This is a genomic window from Streptococcus sp. 1004_SSPC (genome assembly GCF_001069025.1).
Classification (GTDB): Bacteria; Bacillota; Bacilli; order Lactobacillales; family Streptococcaceae; genus Streptococcus; species Streptococcus vestibularis.
Window position 1 is genome coordinate 1 of the sequence record NZ_JWGQ01000038.1, and the last position, 23,827, is coordinate 23,827.

A 23,827-nucleotide genomic window follows, 5' to 3' on the forward strand; every position below is an offset into this window, starting at 1 on the left:
TTTAGCTCCAGTGAGACCACGTTCGCCTCGGTCTCCTTTTTCACCTTTAGCTCCAGTGAGACCACGTTCGCCTTGGTCTCCTTTTTCACCTTTGGCTCCATCTTTAATAGCAATTTTTTGAACAAGTTCGTCTACACCTTCAGTATAAACACCGTTTCCATCGTTATCAAGATAGAAAGTGAGGTTATTTGTATCACCGACTTTATTTTGATCGACACGTGGTTTTACTGTATCGATTAGCTCTTTAGCCACACCAATTTGCATAATACGTGGCTTAGCTTCTTTAGTAACAGAATTACTAATTGGTAATCCTAAAAGTGTTTCGTTACCAAATCGATGTACTTTATAGGTAATTTGACGTTGTCCTTTTTCACCTTCTCGAACTAATCTAGTTTGACCTTCTAGTAACTTACTAGTTGGAAGATAGACAGTTTGGAAGTCAATGTCTTCTGAAACAGTCTTGTTATTAGTACCACCATAAGGGTTTGCATCCAAGTATAGTGGGTTTGCTCTATAATAATAGTTGGAGTTGCTGTATGGGTCATTGCTAGTAGCGGCACTACCACCACCTTGGTCCACGTTAAAAGTAACTGGTTTCAAACGAACAGATAAGTCACCATTTGGATTAATGATAGGCAAACTAAATCTGATTGTTTGTTTTTCACTCGTTGATGTAGCAGAAGTCATACTGTATCCTGAGTGCGATACGAAGTTGCCACCCTGACTAACAGGTCTTGTTTGTTCTCTCAACCTTGGAGTCGTGATGGTTGCATTTGAAGGATTTCCAAATCCATCCCCTTTATCCAAGATAAAGTTATTATTAACAAATTCACCTGGACCAGAATAGTCGATTGTGAAATTCAATTTATTACCTTGACGTACTGTTGTTACATCGTAATGAATGGAATTACCACCACGTGAGTTCCCGTAGCCACGGAAACTATAACTACGACCACCTTGACTAATATCTGTAAATGCAACTGTATTTCCAGAACCTGAAACAATTGGGTTTGCTGGATTGCTAGACGCTCTAAAGCCACTGTGTCCCTTATCTAAGTCTTCCTTACGAATTGCTGGATTTTGACGAGCATCAGAAAGGCTCAATCCTGGTTTCAAGATTTCATTAGTTGCTTCTACTTTAGCAGTTGTGCTAGTTGGCAAAACAGCACTATCAACAGCTGAGCGATCAGACGTTGTTGCAGCTGGCTTAGACTCTTCTTTCGCTTCAACTACATCAGCTTTCTTCCCTACAGGCGTTTCTAATACAGTTCCTTTGTCAGAGTTAGAACGAGACTCTAGACCAATATTAGCTGATTTATCTTTTGCTTCTTCAACTTTTTCTGCTGGTTTAGTAGCTTCTTCAGTTTTAACTGGAGTCGTTTCTACTGGATGAGCAACAGTTGGAGCTGTGTAAGTTGTTTCTTTTTTAGGGGTAGAGACTTCTGCTAGTTTAGTAGCTTCTTCAGTTTTAGCTGGAGTCGTTTCTACCGGATGAGCAACAGTTGGAGCTGCGTAGGTTGTTTCTTTTTTAGGGGTAGAGACTTCTGCTGGTTTAGTAGCTTCTTCTACCTTATCAACAGAAACAATGTTAGTTACTTCTGGATTTTGTTCCTCCGCTTGTACTGCTTGCGCATTAGCAGCAGTTCCCAAGACTAAGGCTGTCCCAAGCAAGACACTAGCCGCACCAAAGTGATACTTACGAATAGAGTATCGTTGATGCATGCTATACCAGTCAAATGATTTCTTATGTGAATGTTTCATTTTGAACTCCTAAATAATATTTTACAATTCCCAATCTACAACCATTTGATATAAAAATCAATATTTTCTGAATAATTGATATATTCTGTTTTTGCACCTAAGAGTCACTTATATTATTCTAAATTCTCTGACTACTAACGACAATTTTCTTATTCTAATTTTATTGTACTTTTTGGACAAGAATGTGATAGAATAAATTAAGGAGGAGACTATCTACATGCGTAACCTTTTATCCACAAAAGTTCAACGACAATTACGTTTAATGGAAACTTTAATTCAAAATCGTAATTGGATGAAATTACATGAACTTGCCGAAAAATTAGAATGTACAGAACGAATCTTAAAAAGTGATTTAAATGAACTACGTCTTGCCTTTCCAGATATTGACATCCAATTTTCTGCTAACGGAATCATGATAGATTTAGCACTTAACACTAGTGTAGAAGATGTATATCAATATTTTCTTGCACATTCTCAATCTTTTCAATTACTAGAGTATCTGTTTTTCAATGAGGGCCTACCTATTTATCGAACAATAGAAAATCTTCATTCTAGTAATGCTAATCTCTATCGATTAGGTCGAAATATTACAAAAACTCTATCATCTCAGTTTCAAATAGAATTATCTTTTACTCCATCCGAGATACGTGGGAATGAGATTGATATTCGCTATTTTTTTGCCCAATATTTTTCTGAGCGCTATTATTTCCTTGATTGGCCTTTTCCTGACCTTCCTGAGGAAGATTTAACAGAGTTTATTGACTTCTTCTATAAAATTACGAATTATCCAATGCGATTTTCAATTTATAGAATGTACAAACTGATGATAGCTATCAGTATTTACCGCATCAAAAATGGTCATTTTATCGACTTACCAAATCATTTCTATGATGAATACTATCCTATTTTGGAAAGTATTCCAAACTTTGAGGAGATACTTGTCCATTTCTCTGAGAAATTGGGGCTGGAAATCACTCCAGATATCATTGCCCAAATTTTTATATCCTTTATTCAAAACAATCTTTTCTTAGATCCTCAAGAATTCTTCAACTCTTTAGAAGAGAACAGTGAAGCAAGATACTCTTACCAATTACTTAGTCAAATATTAGAACGCCTATCAAAACAATATAAGATTACTTTTACCAACCACGATGAGCTGATTTGGCATTTGCACAACACTGCTTTATTTGAAAGACAGGAAATCTTTTCTACCCCAATCTTATTTGAACAAAAAGCATTGACGATTCAAAAATTCGAAGTTTACTTCCCAGACTTTATGGGAAGTGCGCGTCAAGAACTGGCTCAATACCGTCAAGCAATTGGACAGCATGACCATCCTGAACAGTTGGAACACTTGATGTACACCATCTTAACCCATGCTGAAAACCTCTCTACTCAGTTGTTAGAAAATCGACCACCTATCAGGGCTTTGATTATCAGTAACTTTGACCATGCTATATCCCTTACCTTTGTTGATATGCTCTCCTATTACTGTAATAACCGCTTCACCTTCGATATTTGGGATGAATTAGAAACAAGTCCTGAGATTTTAAATCAGACAGATTACGATGTCATCGTGTCTAATTTCTATATTCCAGATATCACCAAGAAGTTTATTTGCCAAAACCATCTGTCAATCATGGATTTGGTCAATCATCTTAATACTTTATCAAATGAGATCCATTTATCCAATACTTTATAAGCTAGAAAAAAAGTCAGCATGATGTGCTGACTTTTTCTCTTATCTGATTTATATACTTCCTTAACAAAAACCAATTCCTGTAACTTTTGTAGTGGATAAAATTCTATAGATCTTATGGACCATATTTGCTTGTAGGAAAAAGTCCCATAAGATCTATAATGAGAAGAGACACAACAACTCATTAGAAAGAATCATATGAAAGAATTACACTTTATCACAAAACCACTCGATAGTTAAGACTCTAATATCCAGATTCTAGACATCATCAATAAGGATATACACAAGAAGATCATCGCTTAACTGGACTATAATACCCCATCTTGTCCTGATTGCGAAAGCCAAATGAAGAAATAGGAATTTCAAAAACCGTCTAAGATTCCTTACCTTGAAATGACTGGTATGCCAACTAGAATTCTGCTGAAAAAGCGTTGTTTTAAGTGCTACTATTGTTCGAAAATGGTGGTCGCTGAGACATCTTTCGTCAAGAAAAATCACCAAATTCCTCGTATCATCAATCAAAATATTGCTCAAAAGTTAATTGAAAAGACTTCTATGACCGATATTGCACATCTGCTTCCCATTTCAACGTCAACTGTCATTTGTTATTCGTAAGCTCAATGACTTCCGTTTTAAGCATGATTTTTCTCGTCTTCCAGAGACCATCCGAAATCACTTTCTTAAATATGATAGAGTAGTCCGATGTCGAGTGAAAATCATGACTATGGATATGTTTAGCTCTTACTATGACTTGGCTAAACAGCTTTTTCCATATGCTAAAATTGTACTTGATTGCTTTCACCCTTCGTTATTATATTTCTAAACTCATGCTGAAACAGTTCAGTGAACAGTTTTACTCCAACACCTTAGATCTTAGCCGTGTTATGAGTCATATGCGTGTTCAAATCATAAATCAATTTGAGCGAGAACCTCATGGATACAAGACAATCAAACGTTATTGAAAGCTCATTCAACAAGATTGTTGTAAACTCAGCGCTAAGCGATTTTATCGTCCTACTTTTCGTATGCACTTGACGAATAAAGAAATTCTAGACAAGCTTTTGAGTTTTTATGCCCCTATCTAGATATTAGCTTTTCGTCACCCACTACAGTCAACAAAGAGCTAAAAAATAGGAAAAGCCATCCAAATGGACAGCTCTTTCACTATTTAGAAAGACCAGTAAAGAAATCTACAATAGCTTGCCAGATTTTTGAGAAAATATTTTTGCTATTCTCAACTGCTTTGTTGGCATTAAAGTTTAGGTTGATTCCAGAGAAGGTATTACCAGCTTTCGAAACGATAGAATCTTTAAGTGAACTCAAGGTTGACTTAAAGTTAGCACTATCAATGATTGAAGACTTAGATAAATTCATAGCAAAATTCACCAGAAGGTTAATTTGTGTACCAGAAAGATCCAAGTTGTAGTTATTGATGGTTTGCTGAACAATCGTTTTAGCTTGGTCTTCAGTCAACTTATCCCCCTTATTAGCAACTGCTGACTTAATATCAGTCATAGCTACATTAAGCTTATCCGCATCATAGTTACTCTTACCTGAATTTTCCTCATTGATTTGGGAAAGGGTTTTAAGCTCCTCCTGAGCAAGCTCTTTGCTTTCATCTGAGACTTTAGCTCCATTCTGCTCTAGAGAATAATAAATACCAGCCAAGGCGCTTTCCCCAGTTACTGGAATAGGTGCTGCTACTGTAATCTTAGCATGTTCGATACCAAGTGTCGTGGCAGCATTACGGTACATATCTGGAGTGATTTTAGTGATATTTTGTGGTGTCACAATCTCTACACTCAAGGTTTCCTTAGCACCTAGCTTAGCAATCTTTACTGAAGAATATAGCTGAAGACTAGAATCGTCAGCAACATTCATGATATTCGCATAAGCAGATGTCGTAAGTGTCTTAACATTGGTATCCTTACTACTATCATACCCTAACAAATTCAAGGTTTCATTACGTTGCTCTTCCGACAATGAGTAACCCATCACATAGTCTGGTTGAACATAAGATTCATCAATAACCTTTTGGACTTGCGATGACGTTGCTGCTTGCGCAACCGAAGTGAAGGCTGTTACTGAAGCCAATAAAGCCATCCCAGTAACAAGAAGTTTTTTCAATTTCATGTGTGTTTCCTTTCGAAAATAGAATATTATTCCATAATCTCCTAAAGGACGACTGGTATGAGACCAACCGTAAATTTATTATACCATGACTTAAAAAATTAAGGTCAAAAAAACTACTCGTGCAACTCCAAGGGAAGACCATCCGGATCAGCAAAGAAAGTCATCTTTTCACCGGTAAAAGTGTCCTTACGAATAGGTTGGCAGGAAATACCCTTTTCTTCTAAACTCTTGACAACCTCTTCAATATTAGCCACTTTAAAAGCTAAATGACGTAATCCACATGCCTCAGGATAAGACAGACGTTTTGGTGGCTCCACATAGGCTAGATCACTAGTCTTATTTCCAAAGATTTCCAGTTCTATATCACCACAACGTAGATCTAATTTATAATCATGACGTTCCGGACGATAATTTTCACGTATAATTTCAAACCCTAGTTTATTAACATAAAAATCTCGAGATGAATCATAATCAGAAACAATGATAGCGACATGGTGTATTGTTTTCAAAAACATTTTTTCCCTCCATAGAAAAAGGCCTTATGGCCTTTTCTTAACTTTGAAATTGATTGTATGACTTATTGAAGGCTTCAATAATATCTGAACTTGCCTTGTTAAAATCTACCTGTGATTTCAATTCACCTTTGACGATTGTACGCTGAGTTGCTTCAGCATCCGTACATGTTACAAGGGTAATTTCAGACTTGCCAGGTGTATCATCAACTACTGCTACTTCAGTTGGTTGGACAACCTTCACCTCACTAATAACATAAGTATAGACCTTATTTTTATCCGTAAGATAAATCTTCATGCCATTTTTTGCTCTATCTAATGGTGAGAAGAGCATATCAGAAGCCCCAGCGATACCAAAGACGTGGTGACTAGCTAGTGAATAGTTGTTTTTTCCCCCCATGACTTGATTTTCCTTCATAGTTCCAGCACCGTAGGTAAGCTCTGTATTACCAAGTCCTTTGAAAATAGGAAGATTGATACCCACCTCTGGAATAGCAATACCACCAACTACTGGAAGTTCTTGAGCATTCATTTGTGCCTGCAAGACAGACTCAGTGCTAATTGATTTAACGGTATCAAAGTCAAAGCTCGTCTTAGCTTCCTTGTTTTTCTCAATAGTCTTCTTAGAAACCTTACTTACTTGATATTTATTAGTATTCCAAGCAATTACAGTGTTTCGAATCGATTTATTGAAAATTAAAGCTAAACCAACAACCAAGAGAACAACAATCAAGATCCAACGAAGGACCTCAAGCCACTTACGATGCTTTTTAGGCGTCTTATTTTTGTTATCTTTTCTCATTAGTTATCACCACTTTCTTGGTCTTCAGTAACTTGATCAACTTCTTCAGGTTCAACCAAAGCAAAGGTGACAATACGAGCAGTATCATCTAAACGCATGACCTTAACCCCTTGAGTTGCACGACCAGTTTGCGAGATATTAGCAACTGCGGTACGGATAATGACACCCGTATCAGTTATGACCATAATATCCTCATCACCAGAAACTGTTACAATACCTGCTAGGTTACCATTTTTATCAGTGATATTAGCTGTCTTAATACCTTTACCACCACGACCCTTAGTTGGGTATTCAGTAGCTGAGGTACGCTTACCGTAACCTTTTTCGGTGACAATCAATACTTCTTGGTCTTCAGTAATAGCTGCTGCACCAACAACTTGGTCACCGTCACGAAGGGTTACCCCTTTAACACCAGCGGCCATACGACTCATACTGCGAATAGTATCCTCTTTGAAACGCACACTGTAACCAAATTTAGTACCAATAATAATTTCTTCATTACCAGTAGTCAAGAAGACATTGATTAGCTCGTCACCTTCTCTAAGTTTCAAGGCAATCAATCCATTTTGACGGATATTTTTGAATTCTGCTTCCTTAGTTCGTTTCACTAAACCTTGGCGAGTTACAAAGACAAGGTGATTGTTATCTGACCCTTCATCGCTCTTAGCATTAATCACTGTTTGAATTGTTTCACCTTCATCCAACTTCAAGAGATTGACAATTGGTAACCCCTTAGCTGTACGGCCATACTCAGGAATTTCATAACCCTTGAGACGGTATACACGCCCTTTGTTGGTCATAAAGTAAAGGTGATCATGAGTGCTTGTTGAAACGATATCACGAACAAAGTCGTCATCGTTCACACCTGTCCCTTGAACTCCACGTCCTCCACGTTTCTGAGAACGAAATTCGTCTTGAGCCAATCGTTTGATATATCCCTTGCTAGAAAGAGTGATAACGACATCTTCTTCTTCGATTAGATCTTCATCTTCAAGTGAGACAACTTCACCGACCATCAGTTCTGTACGACGGGCATCTGCGAATTTACGCTTACTTTCATCCAACTCTTCCTTGATGATAGCAATGACACGTTCTGGTTTTGCCAAAATATCAGCCAAATCAGCAATCAAGGCAAGGAGATCATTGTACTCATTTTGAATCTTATCACGTTCCAAACCGGTCAAACGACGCAAACGCATATCAAGAATGGCCTGACTTTGACGTTCAGTGAGTTCAAAGCGAGCCATCAACTCGGCTTGAGCCTCTGCATCAGTTTGACTGTTACGAATAATCGTAATCACTTCATCCAGATGATCAAGCGCAATTAACAAGCCTTCTAAAATATGGGCACGTGCTTCAGCCTTATCCTTATCAAACTGTGTACGACGGACCACAACCTCTTGTTGGTGAGCAATATAGTCAGCCAAAATTTGACGCAAGGAAAGGATTTTGGGCACACCCTTTTCAATGGCCAACATATTGAAGCTGAAGTTTGTCTGAAGTTGAGTTAATTTGAACAAATTGTTCAAGATTACGTTGGCAGATGCATCACGACGCACTTCGATGATAAAACGTACCCCCTCACGAGAAGACTCGTCACGAACTGCTGTAATCCCCTCAATACGTTTTTCCTGGGCCAAACGAACGATGTGTTCATGGACCTTAGTCTTATTGACCATATAAGGAAACTCAGTGACTACAATGCGCTCACGACCTGATTTGGTTGTTTCAATTTCAGTACGCGAACGAAGAACAATAGAGCCTTTACCAGTTTCGTAAGCACGGTGAATACCAGATTTTCCCATGACCAAACCACCAGTTGGGAAGTCTGGACCAGGAAGAACTTCCATCAATTCACGGGTTGTGACTTCAGGATTGTCCATCATCAGTTTAACGGCATCTATAGTTTCAGCCAAATTGTGTGGTGGAATGTTGGTCGCCATACCAACGGCAATCCCTGTCGCACCATTGACAAGAAGATTTGGAATACGTGATGGAAGAACAATTGGCTCACGTTCAGAACCATCGTAGTTATCTTGAAAATCTACGGTATTCTTATTGAGATCACGGAGCATCTCCAGGGCGATTTTAGACATACGAGCCTCAGTGTAACGCTGAGCGGCTGCGCCATCACCATCCATAGAACCAAAGTTTCCGTGACCGTCAACCAACATGTAACGGTAACTCCACCATTGAGCCATACGAACCATGGCTTCATAGATAGATGAGTCACCGTGTGGGTGATATTTACCCATAACATCCCCGGTAATGCGGGCAGATTTTTTATGAGGCTTATCAGGTGTCACCCCAAGCTCATTCATTCCATAAAGAATACGACGTTGTACCGGTTTTAAACCGTCACGAACATCTGGGAGTGCACGAGATACGATAACACTCATGGCATAATCGATAAAACTCGTTTTCATCTCAGACGTCAAATTAACGTCAATTAAATTATTATCTTGCACTCTAAAAATGCCTCTTTTCTTTCATTCAAATCATTCTAAATTCTCATAAAAGAGAATGGAAAATTTCTATAATATTATACCATAAAACGCTTTATATTTCAGTTCCCTAAAACGCTTTCATTTGATAATTCCTTAATATTTCGTGACATCCATCACTTAAAATGGTAGAATAAGCAGTGTATGGGGTAACCCAATAAAAAATTAAGGAGATGTTTAGACCATGACTGCAACTAAACAACACAAAAAAGTCATCCTTGTTGGTGACGGTGCCGTAGGTTCATCTTACGCTTTCGCACTTGTAAACCAAGGTATCGCTCAAGAACTAGGTATCATCGAAATTCCACAATTGTTTGAAAAAGCTGTTGGTGATGCGCTTGACCTTAGCCACGCACTTGCTTTCACTTCACCTAAAAAAATCTACGCAGCTAAATATGAAGACTGTGCGGATGCTGACCTTGTAGTTATCACTGCTGGTGCTCCACAAAAACCAGGTGAAACTCGTCTTGATCTTGTTGGTAAAAACCTTGCTATCAACAAATCTATCGTTACTCAAGTTGTTGAATCAGGCTTCAAAGGAATCTTCCTTGTGGCAGCTAACCCAGTTGACGTATTGACTTACTCAACATGGAAATTCTCAGGATTCCCTAAAGAACGCGTTATCGGTTCAGGTACTTCACTTGACTCAGCTCGTTTCCGTCAAGCACTTGCTGAAAAACTTGATGTCGATGCTCGTTCAGTTCACGCTTACATCATGGGTGAACACGGTGACTCAGAGTTTGCGGTTTGGTCACACGCTAACATCGCCGGTGTCAACCTTGAAGAGTTCCTTAAAGACAAAGAAAACGTTCAAGAAGCTGAATTGGTTGAATTGTTCGAAGGTGTTCGTGATGCAGCTTACACAATTATCAACAAAAAAGGTGCTACATACTACGGTATCGCAGTAGCCCTTGCTCGTATCACTAAAGCTATCCTTGACGATGAAAATGCAGTACTTCCATTGTCTGTATTCCAAGAAGGTCAATATGGTGTAAGCAACGTCTTTATCGGTCAACCTGCTATCGTAGGTGCACACGGTATCGTACGTCCAGTAAACATCCCATTGAACGATGCGGAACAACAAAAGATGAAAGCTTCTGCTGATGAATTGCAAGCTATCATTGATGAAGCATGGAAAAACCCTGAATTCCAAGAAGCTTCAAAAAACTAATCTTACTTTAGTTAAATAAAAGCCTCCAGTTGGAGGTTTTTTAGTATTTAAAAAAGAAAAACAGCTAATTCAAATGAATTAGCTGTTTAATATTATTTAGCGGAGATAGCTGCTTTAGCAATATAGCTAAGTGGTTGGTTAAAGTGTGGCAAGAAGAACAAATCAAGCAATTGTAGACGATCGATAGTTACACCTTCTTGGATAGCCAATGAGAACATGTGGATTCCCATTGAGATATCCATACGTGAAACCATTTGAGCACCCAAAACTTTACGAGTATCTTTATCATAAACAATCTTGATAGTTACATCGTCATTTTCATCTTCCATGAAGGCAGCTTTTTGAAGATCTGTTGATTCTACTACTGCTGGATTGAAACCAAAACGTTTTGCTTTCTCTTCAGTCAAACCAGTAGAAACCATGTTCAAACCATAGATAGAGATACCATTTGATCCTTGAACACCGTTTGATTCTACATCACCACCACCGGCATTGTGTCCACCTACAATACCTGAACGAACAGCATTTGAAGCCAAGGCAATGTAGTTGACATCGTCAAGAGCATTGTCATAAACCGTAGCACAATCACCTACAGCGTAAACGTCCTTAACTGATGTTTCTTGTTTCTTATTAACAAGGTAAGCACCATTTCGGAATGTTTCCAATTTACCAGCTCCAAGGGCTGTATTAGGACGGAAACCAACGGCAAGAACAACCATATCTACATCGTAAGCATTTTTATCTGTTACGATGCGTTCTACCTTAGTTTCACCTTCTACTGCTTTAACAGTTTCGCCAAAGGCCAATTGGATCCCATGGTCTTCCATATTTTTAGCCATACGGTCTGTAAAATCGCGATCATAGTATCCTGCCAAACATGTGTCAACAACATCAATAAGGATAACTTCTTTACCATGACGTTGGAAAGCTTCAGCCAATTCAACACCAATGTAACCTGCACCAACGACTGCTACACGTTTGATGTCTTGTGACTTATCGTTCAACTTATCAATAACTTCTTGAGCGTTTTGGAAAAGTTTAACGAATTGAAGGTTTTCAAGAGTCGCTTCGAAAGTACGACTCCCTTCTTTAATCTCAGCACCATCGATTGGAGGTAAGATTGGCTGTGAACCAGTAGCTAAAATCAATTTGTCATATGATTCAACATGCTCTTTACCATCAACAAGAGCTGTAACAGTTTTACCGTCAAAGTCAATAGACTCAACTGGTGAGTTCATATAAACTTTTGCACCCTTGCTTTCGAGGCCTTCTTTGTTGGCATAGAAAAGGCCATCAGAACCTGAGATTTGATTACCAATCCAAAGAGCCATACCACAACCCAAGAATGAAATGTTAGAGTTTTGATCGAAAACAACTACTTCATTTTGGTCTCCGTAATTATCAAGAATAGTATTAATACTAAAAGTACCAGCATGGTTAGCACCAACAACTACGATTTTTGACATAAGTTTATCCAACTTTCTTTTGATAATAGTTTACTATATCATTTTACCACAATTGGAAAACGGTTACACGTTTTATGCTCAAACTTTGTTACTTTTTGAACAAAATAAGACATTTTGATTTAAAATCGTCATTTTATTAGCTCAATCCATATTAACTAGTGTGCTATGTTAAATATTCTTATCACTAACTGACCCTAGAGTCTCTATCATTAAGCTATTATCAAAACCTAATGACTACTACTTGGCTCTTTGACCACTCAAAAAAAGAGTGAGTGACACTCCAACTCATTGAGAAGATATCAACACTCTTTTTGATTATACTAACTCATTAAAATCCCAAACGTCTGTCCAACCTTCATAAAATTCAGGTTCGTGACATACCATTAGGACACTACCTTTAAATGCCTGAAGGGCACGCTTCAATTCGTCCTTTGCATCAACATCCAAGTGGTTGGTTGGCTCGTCCAGAACAAGGACATTATTTTCACGATTCATAAGGAGACAGAAACGAACTTTAGCCTGCTCTCCTCCTGACAAGACCTGAATTTGACTTTCAATATGTTTAGAAGTTAAACCACATTTGGCTAATGCTGCACGAACCTCAGCTTGATTTAAAGCTGGGAAAGCATCCCAAACCGCTTCAAGTGGGGTCTGACGTGATCCTTCTGCTTCTTGCTCAAAATAACCTAGGTCAATAAAATCACCCGTTTCAACTTCTCCTTCAAGAGGTTGAATAATCCCAAGTAAACTTTTCAACAAAGTGGTCTTACCAATACCATTGGCACCAACGATAGCTACCTTTTGATTACGTTCGAAGGTAAGATTCAAAGGAGCCTTGGTCAAAGGGCGGTCGTAACCAATAACGAGGTCTTTGGTTTGGAAAATAAACCGTCCTGGCGTACGGCTTTCCTTGAAATGGAATTCAGGTTTTGGTTTTTCTGCTTGCAACTCGATAATTTCCATCTTATCCAATTTCTTCTGACGAGACATGGCCATATTTCGAGTAGCAACGCGCGCTTTATTACGGTTAACAAAATCTTGAAGGTCGGCAATTTCCTTTTGCTGACGTTCATAGGCAGCTTCTAATTGTGCTTTTTTCATAGCATAGACAGATTGGAAATTGTCATAATCACCTGCATAGCGAACCAGATCTTGATTTTCAACATGGTAGACAATGTTAATCACATCGTTTAAGAATGGAATATCATGCGAAATGAGAACAAAGGCATTCTCATACTCTTGGAGATAGCGTTTAAGCCAGGCGATGTGTTCAGCGTCCAAATAGTTTGTTGGTTCATCGAGGAGCAAGATATCTGGTTTTTCAAGCAATAACTTAGCCAAGAGAATTTTGGTACGCTGACCACCTGAAAGATCCGTCACATCGGTATCCATACCAAAATCCATAACACCCAAGGCACGAGCAACCTCGTCTATCTTGGCATCTAGGGTATAGAAATCACGAGTCTCCAACCGATCCTGAAGCTCACCTACTTCTTCCATCAAAGCATCAACATCGGCACCTTCTTCTGCCATAGACATATAAATCTCGTTGATACGTTCTTCAGTTTTAAAAAGCTCATCGAAAGCTGTACGAAGGACATCACGTACGGTCATCCCCTTTTCAAGGACAGCGTGCTGATCCAAATAACCCGCTGTCACGTACTTAGACCACTCTACCTTACCTTCATCTGGCTGCAATTTCCCAGTAACGATAGACATAAAGGTTGATTTTCCTTCACCGTTAGCACCGACAAGACCGATATGCTCACCTTTGAGCAAACGGAATGAGACATTTTCAAAAATAGCACGGTCACCAAATCCGTGACTAAGATTTTTGACTTCTAAAATAGACATAGCATACCTGGGCTAAAACAGTCTTCAGCCCTTTCCTTTCTTGACATTAACTTAACTATTTTACCATTTTTTAGTATAAATTTGGACCTTTGCTTATGTAAAATCGAAAAGAAAAAGCAGGACCCGCCTGCTCAATCTTTAGTCTTTTTTCAAAATGCGTTTGAAGACAGGATATAAAAGAGGAACCGCAATGATTGTAACAACTGATGTTCCAAAAGTTCCACCAATTTTAGTAAGTGCCAATACCATGGCTGCATTGAGTGGTAAAGCCGCAACAACACTATTAATAATCGTATACTTAAGGAAATTTAAAATAATTTTGGTCACTGCCGCTATGACTCCAATGATTATGATGTTAGTCATTTTGTCATTTGATTTTAGAAGCTTTTCAAAAACAAGATAGAGAACATAACAAACAATTAAAGATTCTAAAATAGTAATCCAAACCTCAGCAGCATAACCATTGAAAATATCAAATAACCCTAACCCTACTGTTGCGACTAGCGCACCTTTTCTAGCACCAAAAATTAAGACAGCAATGACAACCAAGGCATTTCCCAGATGGACAAATTGAGGTCCAAAAGGAATACGAATAAACTGTACACTCACAATAATTAAAGCTGCGTACAAACTCAATTCAACTAATTCACGTGTTCTATCACTTTTCATTTTTCTCCTCCAATAGGGCGTTAAAACCACTGAATAAATAACCGATATGGGGCTCATAGCAAAGACCATATTTTAAAGGACGGCTATCGGACAGTGTTGACGAAAGAACCCTATCCATGACATCCAAGGCTAAATCACAAACTTTTAGTAAATCAAGATCATAAAAGTAACCTGCTGATATGATTGCCGTTAGTAAATCGCCACTTCCATAAAAATGATAGCGATAACGTTTTTGCATGCGATAAATCGTTCGATTGGTCTCTTTATCAAAATAAGCCAACCCAATTTTATCTGTCTCAAATGAGATACCTGTCAAAATAACTTTTCGAGGGCCAATCTTGCTTAAATCTCTCAGAAGCTTCTCAACAGTGACTTTATCATAGGAACCTGCTTCAAGATATGGAGTATCCGTCAACAAAGCAGCTTCTGTCAGATTGGGAATGATGACATCTGCCTGTTGACAGAAAGCCTTCATAGCTTCTACATAGTTTCTATCAAAACCTTGATAGAGACAACCATTGTCACCCATAATAGGGTCAACAAATAGAGCTATCTGTTTATCGCGAGCCAATTGAGCTACACGCTTTAGTGCTTCTTCTGACTTAAAATAACCACTCACAAGGCCATCTACTATAAAATCCAAGTTCTCCCACTGCTTACAAAGTCCCTTTAGATCATCCGTAAGATCCCGTACATAGATATTTTCAAACTCCCCTGTATGCGAAGATAAAAGGACTGTTGGTAGGGGAAGAACTTCAGTTTGACAAGCTGACATGATAGGGAGGCTACTAGTTAAAGCAACCTTACCTAGACCAACCAGGTCATTGGCAACAATTACTTTGGTCATCTATTTTCCTTCCCAGGTCTTTTTAAACTGTTTAACAAAACCTGTGTGGAAATAAATGTAGTAGGCCACTCCTAAACCAAGAATAGCAGCTACAATGTCAAAAGGAATCTTCATAATAGCATAGGCAGGTGTTCCATAGATAAAGGCTCTTCCTAAGCCATATCCGACTAAGTCAATAATAGCCCCAATTAAGAGACCTAAAGCTGCCTTAGACTTACTCAATTTTCCTAAACGTCCTCCAACAATGAGTGCAATAGCAAGAACTTGAAGGCCGTGTGTTACTAGGGTTACCCACATAGGAAGGGGGTAGAAAAGAAAATCTCCAATAAAGGAACCTACTCCGGCAATAATAACTGCTTCTGTAGGTGGAAAAATTAAACCAACTAGGAAAATAATAATACCGTTAAAATAGAAATGACCTCCTGGCACAGGAATAGATAAGAGACTCGAGCTCAAAATAATGACAAGTGCCATGAAAAATGCAGAAATGGTTAAACGTTTTGCAGACATACCTAAAACTCCTTAATCAATAAATATAGTATAAGTTTATGAAAATTCTGACGATTAAACAAGATAGTATTTCCGATACTGTCTGGGTACAGATTTTAGACAATAAAAAAACACCACACATTCATGTGGTGATAAGACTTATTGAGCTTTTTTATCAAAGTATTTGACAGGTGCCTTTTCAAGATTTTGTAGTGAAAGCTTAGCAGTCGCGTTAGCCTCAGTACCGTAATCAGAAAAATCAATGCTAAGTTCATGATCAAAATCTACAACGGCATAGTCAACAACGATTTCTTTAACTTCCTTAGGAGCAATTTTGGTCTTATTAGCAATCTTGTCTCTGTCATCATCTTTAGAGAAGACCATTGTCGCAACCTTCAATTCTTCCTTCTCCTGTTTAACATCGAGAACCACCTTCATCAAAAGAGTGTAGGCATTCATGGTTTCTTTACTTGAGTTGCTAAGTTTATAGTGAACACGTACAGCTTTCTGACCTTCTGGTGATTCGATTTTAGTTGCAGAAAGAACTTGTACGCTAGCATCTTGTCCCACAAATTGCATTTTGTTTTTATCGTATGTCCAAGTAGTCTCTTTATCCGGCGTACAGGCTGACAAACCAATAATGGTTAAGCAGGCAAGAGCGATAAGTCCTAAGACTTTCTTAAATGTCATTCTTACAATCTCCTTAAACTTGTTTAAAATAGGAATTTAGTATTTCCTAATAACCTTTTTATTATGTCAAAATCTAATAATCTTGTCAAATATCTCCAGACATCTTGCTCTCATAGAACAAATAGGGTAGAATAAGAAAAAATCTGTAAGGGGGGCAGTTATGAGCATTTATCAAGAAATTGTTGAGACTATCACCAAAGATATCCAAAATGGTAAATTAGAGAAAGGAAGTAAATTACCATCTATTCGTCAAATTAGTCAAACTTATGGTTGCAGTAAAGATACTGCTCAAAGAGCACTCTTGGAACTCAAGTATCAAAACTATATTTATGCCGTCCCCAAAAGTGGCTATTATGTTCTCGAGGGCCCCTCTAAATCCAATGATAAGGTTCTATTCAACCTTAATGACTATAATCAATTAGCCTACGAGGATTTTCGTCTTTGCTTAGATGAAAGTTTAGCAGGCCACCAAGACTACCTCTTCAACTATTATCATGAGCAAGCTGGACTAAAAGATCTGGTTGAAGCATTAAAAAATCGCCTTGCATCTGACGACATTTATGTCAATTCAAATCAAATTGTCATTACTTCAGGAAGCCAACAGGCCCTCTATATCCTATCACAGATGGATTTCGGTAATGGTGCTCACAAAATTCTTTTGGAACAACCTACCTACCACCGTATGAACCAACTAGTCAATCGTCAGAATCTATCTTACGAGACGATTAACCGTGGTTTTGATGGTTTAGATTTTGACCGCTTGGAAGAGTACTTTAAGTCTGGTCAGTTTAAGTTTTTCTATACCATTAGTCGTTACTCTAATCCTCTTGGATTGAGCTACACTGCTAGTGAAAAAGAAAAGCTTGCCCAACTTGCCAAACAGTATAATGTCTATATCGTCGAGGACGACTATATGGGTGACTTTAGCGATAGTAAAAATCTACCAATTCACTACTACGATACCCAAAATCAGACCATCTATATCAAATCATTTTCCATGGCACTTTTCCCTGGGTTACGTCTGGGGAGTGTTGTCTTACCACCAAATCTCAGAGCGACCTTTTTGGCTCACAAAGGGCTTATCGACTACGATACCAACCTCATTATGCAGAAGGCCCTCTCAGTCTACCTAGATAATGGCATGTTCCAAAAAAATATAAAAAAATTGCGTGATCTTTTTCAAGAAACCATGGCTAAAAGTCACGAAACTATCGAGCAAGCTAAGGTTTCCATTCCCTATCAGATTTCTCCTAGACACATTACCTGGAAGCTTCCAAAAGGGGTCTCATTAGAGAATTTCAAAGCTCAGAAACAAATTCGCTTTTTAGAAACATCCTTTATAAGACCGAGTTCTGAGACTTATATGCAAATAGGACATGGAAAAGAACTGAAGACTTTTTTAAAACTTTTGAAAATGACAGACTAAAAACTCAGACACACAAAAAAGCCATCAAAGCAATGGCTTTTTATTATTTAGTCTGTTCAAAGCGTAGGTGTACGATTACTTTGTCACCATAACCGTTACGCTCCAAATCTCGTTGCAAACGGTATGAAATATAATGTTCAGCAATATTGATAAAACCAGCTTCCATAAGACGATTTTCAACCAATGACTGAATCATGTTAATGGTTGGGCGTTCCACTTGGGCGTCTTGAAGATCAAGCACTACTTTACGAGTCACTTGAGCTAGGTTTTGGCGCCAAGCATCATCAATAACATACACAGTCTGGGCTGCTTTTAAGATGGCTTGGTAGATTTTATCAGGATCAAATTCAGCAACTTGACCATTACGTTTAATAATTTGCATGGCTACCCTCTTTTCAAGTTTTTTCTTTTATTATGCAAAGAATTTACATATTTGTCAAGTGCAAGTCACCGAAAGAGCTATTCGGACTGGTTATTCCCAGAATTTAGCAATGTAAAGTGGTTTGCCATGTCTATCAAAGGATAGAGTTGAGGGATAGGACATTGACTGATTATGTCGAATATAATTAGCAATTCTTTTATCGCCGTTTATCAGGTGAATGTCATAAGTCTGCCCGTCAAAACTTTCAAAGTGAGCATTAATCCTAGCACTACTCGTTTTAGACCCAACATGACTAATATCTATTTGTTCAACTTTGCCATCAATGCTTTTAGCTATAGGTCCTCCATAATCCTTGTAAATAGTGACGGTAGCTAAAACATCCTCAACCAAAACATAGGTCATTCCGAAAATAAACAGATAGACTATTGGGATAACAATGAAAGATAATTTACTTTTGCGAAACGTTTCTTTATGCCAAGCCCAAATATCCTGAGGTGACATGATTAAAAACTTCTTAACATACTGATGAACGAGTAACCTATAGACTAACACTAAAAATGTTAATTGCCCTAAGGGATAAGCAAAACTGGGTAAGCCATCAATAAGTACATTGACTTTATCAGATTCAAAAGTGTAATGTCCCCACACCCCGTTAAAGAACTCTAAAAACAAATTATCTCCTCTATGTAATATCGTCTAATAACTTAAAAATCCATCTTCTCAGATGGATTTTCTAACTATTAACGTACTTCTGCTTTAACTTTTTCAGTGAGAGCTTTAGTAATTTTTTCCATGTATTTGGCAACTTCTTCGTCTGTGAGGTTGTCATTTGGATTTTGGAAGGTAAGGCTATAAGCCATTGATTTCATACCTGCACCAAGTTTTTCACCTGCGTAAACATCGAAGAGTTTAACGGCAACCAAGCGTTTGACTCCTGCAAAGTAGATAGCATCCAGAACTTCTTGATGAGTGATTTCTACCTTGAGAAGAAGGGCGATATCACGTGATACTGCAGGGAATTTTGTGATTTCAACAAATGGTTGATCTGGTTGCAAGGCAGCTTCTACAACACTAAGGTTAATTTCAGCCACATAAGTCTCAGGAATGCCATAGTTTTTGGCAGTTTGTGGGTGAACTTGACCAAGGAATCCAATCGTTTGACCATCAAGTACAATAGCAGCTGTACGACCTGGGTGCATACTTGCGAGATCTTTTGTCGCTACATAGTCAACTGAAACTTCAAGTTTATCAAAGAGTGCTTCAACAATACCTTTTGCATAGAAGAAATCAACTGGTGTTGCTTTGGTTTGGAAATCTTTTTCAGCTACAAGACCAGAAATAGCGAAGGCAAAGGTATTGATTTCATTTGGCAATTCCTCTTTTGGATTACCCTTTTGTTCAAAGACCTTACCAATTTCGTAAATAGCAACGTTACTATTCTTACGGTTGACGTTGTAAGCAACGGTATCAAGCATACCAGAGACCATGTTCTGACGGAGGGCTGAGCGATCAACAGTCATTGGCCACATCAACTCAGTCAAATTACTTGGTGTCACAGCAAATTCAACAGCTTTTTCAGGTGTTGTCAAAGCATATGAGATGATTTCAGTCAATCCAGCACCTTCAGCAATGGTACGAACCTTACGGCGAAGTACTTGTGTTTCAGTCAATTCACCGGCTGTCCCTGCTGCTTCTGGAAGTGTCGTAGGCAATTTTTCATAGCCGTAGATACGTGCAATTTCCTCAACCAAGTCTGCTTGGATACTGATATCCCAACGACGACGTGGTACAGATACTGTGAATTTATCGGCATCACCTGTCAATCCAAAACCAAGTTTTGCAAAGACATCTTCAATATCTGCAAAAGTCAATGCTGTACCAAGGCGAACATTCACATAGTCAAGACTTGTAGAAACTTGGACTGGTTCTGTGTCGACTGAACCTGCTTGAACACGGCCTGCAAGAACAGTACCATTTGCCAATTCTTGCAACATAGCTGCTGCAAAATCAAGCGCTTCAAGGACAGTATCGTTATTGATACCTTTTTCAAAACGTGATGATGATTCTGAACGAAGGTTAAGACGGCTGCTCGTCTTACGAACAGATTTGCCATCAAAAACAGCAGCTTCAAGAACAACGTTTTTAGAATTGTTGTCAATTTCAGTTGAAGCGCCACCCATAACACCTGCTAGGGCAACTGGTTTGTCAGCAACTGTAATAACAATATCTTCAGTAGTCAATTCACGTTCTTCACCATCGAGGGTCACCAATTTTTCCCCCTCACGGGCATCACGGGCAACGATTCGTGAATCTTCAAATTTGTCCAAATCAAAGGCGTGCATTGGTTGTCCAAAGTAAAGAAGAACATAGTTTGTCACATCTACCACATTGTTGATTGGACGGATACCAGCATTCATAAGAAGGTTTTGTAACCATTGTGGACTTGGTTGAACCGTGACATTCTCAACCACACGACTAGCATAAGTAGCCACTTTATCACTTTCAATAGCTACTGAAATCTTATCAGAGGCTGGTTTGCTGTCTTCAGTAACTGGTTTTTCTGGGAAATGAACAGATTTACCATAGATTGCAGCAACTTCATGAGCCACACCACGCATAGAAAGGGCATCGGCACGGTTAGGTGTGATTGACAATTCGATAATTTCGTCATCAAGGTCGAGATATGGGAAAATGCTATCTCCAGGAACAGCATCTTCAGGCAAAATTTGGATTCCATCTGCAAATTCCTTAGGAATAATGTTATCTGGAAGTCCAAGTTCTGCCAAAGAACAGATCATACCGAGAGATTCCATGCCTCGAATCTTCCCTTTTTTAATTTTGTAATTGTCCGCAATGCGTGCACCAGGAATGGCAACAATGACCTTGATTCCAGCAGTGACATTTGGAGCGCCACATACAATTTGACGTGGACCTTCAGCATCTCCTGTATCTACTTGACACAAGTGCAAGTGTGTTTCAGGTACGTCTTCACATGTCAAGACATGACCAACAACCAATTTAGACAAGCCTTCAGCAGGTGTCTCAACACCTTCCACTTCAATACCTGTCGTCGACATTTTTTCAGCGAGTTCAGCAGTGGTAACATCCACATCAACCAACTCTTTTAACCATTTATAACTAACTAGCATAATAATGATATTAAGACCATGTCCTTGCAGAGCAAGGAGCAAAGTGACAAGATTTTAGGAAGTCGCCTGAAATCCTAATTTCAGTAGCAACTTATCTAAATCTCGAACTTTGAGGTCGTATTCAAATCCTTTCTGTAAAATTATCAGTTCAACTGATAAATGAGAGAAGAATTTAAACCTCTACTTAGGGCGGGTTCAAATCCTTTCTGTAATTTAGGAATATGTATAGCTGATATAAGAGGAAGACGAACTGACACGTTTAATCGCCTTATAAACTCCTCTCTATCAACTTAATAATAGGTTTATAATTTCAATTTTAGTAACCAATCGCAGTCCACTTTACCATCACCAACTGGAAAATCGTGTTCTGAAAATTTTTCAAAGCCATATTTATCGTAAAATATCTGTGCTTTGAAATTTCTTTCCCAAACACCCAACCAGGCCCAATCACAACCTAGATCACGGGCTTCCTGCAATGCAAATTCAAAGAGTTGCTTACCCAAACCCATGCCTTGGAAGGCCTGACTAATATATATACGTTGAATTTCAAAGGCATTGTCCAAATGCTGCTCTGTTTGAGCAGAACCAACATTGGTCTTTAGAAAACCTGCCTTTTCACCATCAACGAGAATGAAAAAGTATCGCGATTCTTCATGAATGATTTCATCCAAGAGAACTTCTTCAGAAAGTGTGGTGTCGAAGTAACCTTGCAACTGAGCCTCGGTATTATCATGAGCAAAAGTCTCTCTAAAGGTATCTTCGGAGATAACTTTTAATTCTGCTACTTCTTCCGGAAGAACCTTACGAATAACGACTGACATGACAACCTCCTAAACCTTATTTAAACTGTTCTGAGAAACGAACATCCCCTTGATAGAAACCACGGATGTCGTTAATACCATAACGAAGCATGGCAATACGTTCTTGACCAAGACCAAAGGCGAAACCTGAATATTCTTCAGAATCAACACCTGACATCTCAAGCACTTGTGGGTGAACCATACCAGCACCAAGGATTTCAATCCAACCTGTCTTTTTACATACGTTACATCCTTTACCTCCACACTTGAAGCATGACACGTCAACCTCAACGGAAGGTTCAGTGAATGGGAAGTAAGAAGGACGCAAACGGATTTGACGTTCTGCACCAAACATTTTTTGAATAATCATCTCAAGCGTTCCCTTAAGATCACCCATTGAGATGTTTTTACCAACGACCAAACCTTCGATTTGGTGGAACTGGTGGCTGTGAGTCGCATCATCGGTATCACGACGGAAAACACGTCCTGGCGAGATCATCTTAAGTGGACCTTTAGAAAAATCGTGTTTATCAAGTGTACGAGCTTGAACAGGACTTGTGTGAGTACGAAGCAAAATTTCTTCCGTAATATAGAAAGTATCTTGCATGTCACGCGCTGGGTGATCCTTAGGCAAGTTCATACGTTCAAAGTTATAGTAATCAGTCTCAACTTCAAAACCATCAACGATTTGGAAGCCCATCCCCAAGAAAATGTCTTCGATTTCTTCAGCTGTTTGGCTAAGAATATGACGGTTACCAAGTTTAACTTGGCGTCCTGGAAGAGTTACGTCAAGACTTTCAGAGTCAAGTTGTGCTTGAATTTTAGCGGCTTCGACAATTTTAGTGGCTTCGTCAAAAGCTTCCGTCAAAACGTCACGAACTTCGTTGACCATTTTACCAACTTTAGGACGTTCTTCATTAGGAAGGTCCTTAAGTCCCTTCAAAAGGTCCGTCAAAGAGCCCTTTTTACCTAAAACTGCAACACGCAATTCTTGTAATTCCTTAGAGTGTTCACCACGCATTTCAGCCAGTTTAGCCTGCGTTGAGGTTTTCAACTCTTGCAATTGTGTTTGTAAATCCATGAGATTCCTTTCTGATGTGACAATTTCGAATCGCAAACAAAAAACCACATGCCAGAACTCCAACCCGGAGCGTTGACACGCGGTACCATCCGTTTTTTATCTGGTTTCCCAGACCTTGATTCGTCAGCCGTTTTCATGAGTGAATTCGCCAAACTTCCCTTGAGGAGGCTTCCAGTCCATGGCCCCCAATCCCTGTCAATTTCTATAAGGTTACTAGTCTCTACGACTTCTATTTAATTACCACCATTCTATCAAAAATTAGTTGTGCTTTCAAGTGCCTACAGTTACGTCAATTCAATAAGGTATTTTTGAAACTATTCTTTTTGGAAAAATCATTCAGGTAATGGTCAATGCCCGTATCAAACAAGCCTAGTCTCAAACTGAAAAAGATG

At 38.7% G+C, this 23,827-nt stretch carries 20 protein-coding genes and 1 pseudogene; 5 read left to right on the forward strand and 16 right to left on the reverse strand.

The features are described 5' to 3' along the window. Positions 1–1,761: G5 domain-containing protein (locus ADF62_RS02885; RefSeq protein WP_048788032.1), on the reverse strand; the 1,761-nt coding region annotated here is incomplete at its 3' end. 217 nt (positions 1,762–1,978) lie between these two features. On the opposite strand from ADF62_RS02885, the gene ADF62_RS02890 reads away from it, so the two are divergent. Beyond that, positions 1,979–3,463, forward strand: coding sequence for a M protein trans-acting positive regulator PRD domain-containing protein (locus ADF62_RS02890; protein WP_048788033.1), 1,485 nt, complete (start codon positions 1,979–1,981; stop codon positions 3,461–3,463). A 246-nt stretch (positions 3,464–3,709) separates the two neighbouring features. After that, a pseudogene (locus tag ADF62_RS10145) lies at positions 3,710–4,530 on the forward strand (transposase); the annotation flags it as partial. A gap of 94 nt (positions 4,531–4,624) precedes the next feature. Here ADF62_RS10145 and ADF62_RS02900 read toward each other — a convergent pair. The 4 genes from ADF62_RS02900 to gyrA all read right to left on the reverse strand — a co-directional run bounded on the left by ADF62_RS02900 (position 4,625) and on the right by gyrA (position 9,375). Beyond that, positions 4,625–5,593, reverse strand: a complete 969-nt coding sequence (locus ADF62_RS02900) for a DUF1002 domain-containing protein (RefSeq protein ID WP_003096881.1) — start codon at positions 5,591–5,593, stop codon at positions 4,625–4,627. Positions 5,594–5,706: 113 nt separating this feature from the next. Next, complete coding sequence (locus ADF62_RS02905) at positions 5,707–6,108, reverse strand: VOC family protein (protein WP_003096878.1); 402 nt, start codon at positions 6,106–6,108, stop codon at positions 5,707–5,709. A gap of 37 nt (positions 6,109–6,145) precedes the next feature. Next, entirely contained in the window at positions 6,146–6,907 is a 762-nt protein-coding gene (locus ADF62_RS02910; RefSeq protein WP_048788035.1) for a class A sortase, read from the reverse strand. Further along, positions 6,907–9,375: a DNA gyrase subunit A gene (gene gyrA / locus ADF62_RS02915; protein WP_048788036.1), complete on the reverse strand. Its 2,469-nt coding sequence runs from the start codon at positions 9,373–9,375 to the stop codon at positions 6,907–6,909. Before gyrA ends, ADF62_RS02910 begins: the two co-directional genes overlap by 1 nt. Positions 9,376–9,595: 220 nt before the next feature. On the opposite strand from gyrA, the gene ADF62_RS02920 reads away from it, so the two are divergent. After that, a complete protein-coding gene (locus tag ADF62_RS02920; protein ID WP_003094733.1) occupies positions 9,596–10,582 on the forward strand; it encodes an L-lactate dehydrogenase in 987 nt (328 codons plus the stop codon). 92 nt (positions 10,583–10,674) lie between these two features. Here ADF62_RS02920 and nox read toward each other — a convergent pair whose 3' ends face one another. The 6 genes from nox to ADF62_RS02950 all read right to left on the reverse strand — a co-directional run bounded on the left by nox (position 10,675) and on the right by ADF62_RS02950 (position 16,597). Beyond that, positions 10,675–12,048 (reverse strand): H2O-forming NADH oxidase, encoded by a 1,374-nt coding sequence (gene nox / locus ADF62_RS02925; RefSeq protein WP_048788037.1) that lies wholly within the window; start codon positions 12,046–12,048, stop codon positions 10,675–10,677. Between the two features lie 315 nt (positions 12,049–12,363). Continuing rightward, positions 12,364–13,902 carry an ABC-F family ATP-binding cassette domain-containing protein gene (locus tag ADF62_RS02930; RefSeq protein WP_003093552.1) on the reverse strand — a complete coding sequence of 513 codons (1,539 nt, stop codon included), beginning with the start codon at positions 13,900–13,902 and terminating at the stop codon, positions 12,364–12,366. Between the two features lie 138 nt (positions 13,903–14,040). Next, positions 14,041–14,571, reverse strand: a complete 531-nt coding sequence (locus ADF62_RS02935; RefSeq protein ID WP_048788038.1) for an ECF transporter S component — start codon at positions 14,569–14,571, stop codon at positions 14,041–14,043. Further along, positions 14,561–15,418, reverse strand: a complete 858-nt coding sequence (locus tag ADF62_RS02940) for a pyridoxamine kinase (RefSeq protein ID WP_048788039.1) — start codon at positions 15,416–15,418, stop codon at positions 14,561–14,563. Before ADF62_RS02940 ends, ADF62_RS02935 begins: the two co-directional genes overlap by 11 nt. Beyond that, positions 15,419–15,928 carry an ECF transporter S component gene (locus ADF62_RS02945; protein WP_048788040.1) on the reverse strand — a complete coding sequence of 170 codons (510 nt, stop codon included), beginning with the start codon at positions 15,926–15,928 and terminating at the stop codon, positions 15,419–15,421. Positions 15,929–16,066: 138 nt separating this feature from the next. Continuing rightward, positions 16,067–16,597: a DUF5067 domain-containing protein gene (locus tag ADF62_RS02950; RefSeq protein ID WP_048788041.1), complete on the reverse strand. Its 531-nt coding sequence runs from the start codon at positions 16,595–16,597 to the stop codon at positions 16,067–16,069. Positions 16,598–16,757: 160 nt separating this feature from the next. Between ADF62_RS02950 and ADF62_RS02955 the strand changes: the two genes are divergently transcribed. Beyond that, positions 16,758–18,023, forward strand: coding sequence for a PLP-dependent aminotransferase family protein (locus ADF62_RS02955; protein ID WP_048788042.1), 1,266 nt, complete (start codon positions 16,758–16,760; stop codon positions 18,021–18,023). A gap of 43 nt (positions 18,024–18,066) precedes the next feature. Here ADF62_RS02955 and ADF62_RS02960 read toward each other — a convergent pair whose 3' ends face one another. The 5 genes from ADF62_RS02960 to pheS all read right to left on the reverse strand — a co-directional run bounded on the left by ADF62_RS02960 (position 18,067) and on the right by pheS (position 23,435). Continuing rightward, positions 18,067–18,405 carry an ATP cone domain-containing protein gene (locus ADF62_RS02960; RefSeq protein ID WP_002887879.1) on the reverse strand — a complete coding sequence of 113 codons (339 nt, stop codon included), beginning with the start codon at positions 18,403–18,405 and terminating at the stop codon, positions 18,067–18,069. 90 nt (positions 18,406–18,495) lie between these two features. Then, complete coding sequence (locus ADF62_RS02965; RefSeq protein ID WP_048788043.1) at positions 18,496–19,077, reverse strand: hypothetical protein; 582 nt, start codon at positions 19,075–19,077, stop codon at positions 18,496–18,498. Positions 19,078–19,145: 68 nt separating this feature from the next. Then, positions 19,146–21,554, reverse strand: coding sequence for a phenylalanine--tRNA ligase subunit beta (gene pheT, locus ADF62_RS02970; protein ID WP_048788049.1), 2,409 nt, complete (start codon positions 21,552–21,554; stop codon positions 19,146–19,148). A 302-nt stretch (positions 21,555–21,856) separates the two neighbouring features. Continuing rightward, positions 21,857–22,375 (reverse strand): GNAT family N-acetyltransferase, encoded by a 519-nt coding sequence (locus ADF62_RS02975; RefSeq protein ID WP_003096855.1) that lies wholly within the window; start codon positions 22,373–22,375, stop codon positions 21,857–21,859. A 16-nt stretch (positions 22,376–22,391) separates the two neighbouring features. Then, positions 22,392–23,435, reverse strand: coding sequence for a phenylalanine--tRNA ligase subunit alpha (gene pheS, locus ADF62_RS02980; RefSeq protein WP_048788044.1), 1,044 nt, complete (start codon positions 23,433–23,435; stop codon positions 22,392–22,394). Between the two features lie 48 nt (positions 23,436–23,483). Here pheS and ADF62_RS10960 point away from each other — a divergent pair, with 48 nt between their 5' ends. After that, complete coding sequence (locus ADF62_RS10960; protein WP_160312376.1) at positions 23,484–23,672, forward strand: hypothetical protein; 189 nt, start codon at positions 23,484–23,486, stop codon at positions 23,670–23,672. Positions 23,673–23,827 lie beyond the last annotated feature (155 nt).

Excerpts from the sequence above, each read along its gene's own strand:
- ADF62_RS02900 (WP_003096881.1), bottom strand. The coding sequence starts at position 5,593 with ATGAAATTGAAAAAACTTCTTGTTACTGGGATGGCTTTATTGGCTTCA.
- nox (WP_048788037.1), bottom strand. The coding sequence starts at position 12,048 with ATGTCAAAAATCGTAGTTGTTGGTGCTAACCATGCTGGTACTTTTAGT.
- ADF62_RS02930 (WP_003093552.1), bottom strand. The coding sequence starts at position 13,902 with ATGTCTATTTTAGAAGTCAAAAATCTTAGTCACGGATTTGGTGACCGT.
- ADF62_RS02975 (WP_003096855.1), bottom strand. The coding sequence starts at position 22,375 with ATGTCAGTCGTTATTCGTAAGGTTCTTCCGGAAGAAGTAGCAGAATTA.
- ADF62_RS02940 (WP_048788039.1), bottom strand. The coding sequence starts at position 15,418 with ATGACCAAAGTAATTGTTGCCAATGACCTGGTTGGTCTAGGTAAGGTT.
- ADF62_RS02920 (WP_003094733.1), top strand. The coding sequence starts at position 9,596 with ATGACTGCAACTAAACAACACAAAAAAGTCATCCTTGTTGGTGACGGT.
- pheS (WP_048788044.1), bottom strand. The coding sequence starts at position 23,435 with ATGGATTTACAAACACAATTGCAAGAGTTGAAAACCTCAACGCAGGCT.
- ADF62_RS02890 (WP_048788033.1), top strand. The coding sequence starts at position 1,979 with ATGCGTAACCTTTTATCCACAAAAGTTCAACGACAATTACGTTTAATG.
- ADF62_RS02910 (WP_048788035.1), bottom strand. The coding sequence starts at position 6,907 with ATGAGAAAAGATAACAAAAATAAGACGCCTAAAAAGCATCGTAAGTGG.
- ADF62_RS02945 (WP_048788040.1), bottom strand. The coding sequence starts at position 15,928 with ATGTCTGCAAAACGTTTAACCATTTCTGCATTTTTCATGGCACTTGTC.
- ADF62_RS02960 (WP_002887879.1), bottom strand. The coding sequence starts at position 18,405 with ATGCAAATTATTAAACGTAATGGTCAAGTTGCTGAATTTGATCCTGAT.
- ADF62_RS10960 (WP_160312376.1), top strand. The coding sequence starts at position 23,484 with ATGCCAGAACTCCAACCCGGAGCGTTGACACGCGGTACCATCCGTTTT.
- pheT (WP_048788049.1), bottom strand. The coding sequence starts at position 21,554 with ATGCTAGTTAGTTATAAATGGTTAAAAGAGTTGGTTGATGTGGATGTT.
- ADF62_RS02935 (WP_048788038.1), bottom strand. The coding sequence starts at position 14,571 with ATGAAAAGTGATAGAACACGTGAATTAGTTGAATTGAGTTTGTACGCA.
- ADF62_RS02955 (WP_048788042.1), top strand. The coding sequence starts at position 16,758 with ATGAGCATTTATCAAGAAATTGTTGAGACTATCACCAAAGATATCCAA.
- ADF62_RS02950 (WP_048788041.1), bottom strand. The coding sequence starts at position 16,597 with ATGACATTTAAGAAAGTCTTAGGACTTATCGCTCTTGCCTGCTTAACC.
- ADF62_RS02905 (WP_003096878.1), bottom strand. The coding sequence starts at position 6,108 with ATGTTTTTGAAAACAATACACCATGTCGCTATCATTGTTTCTGATTAT.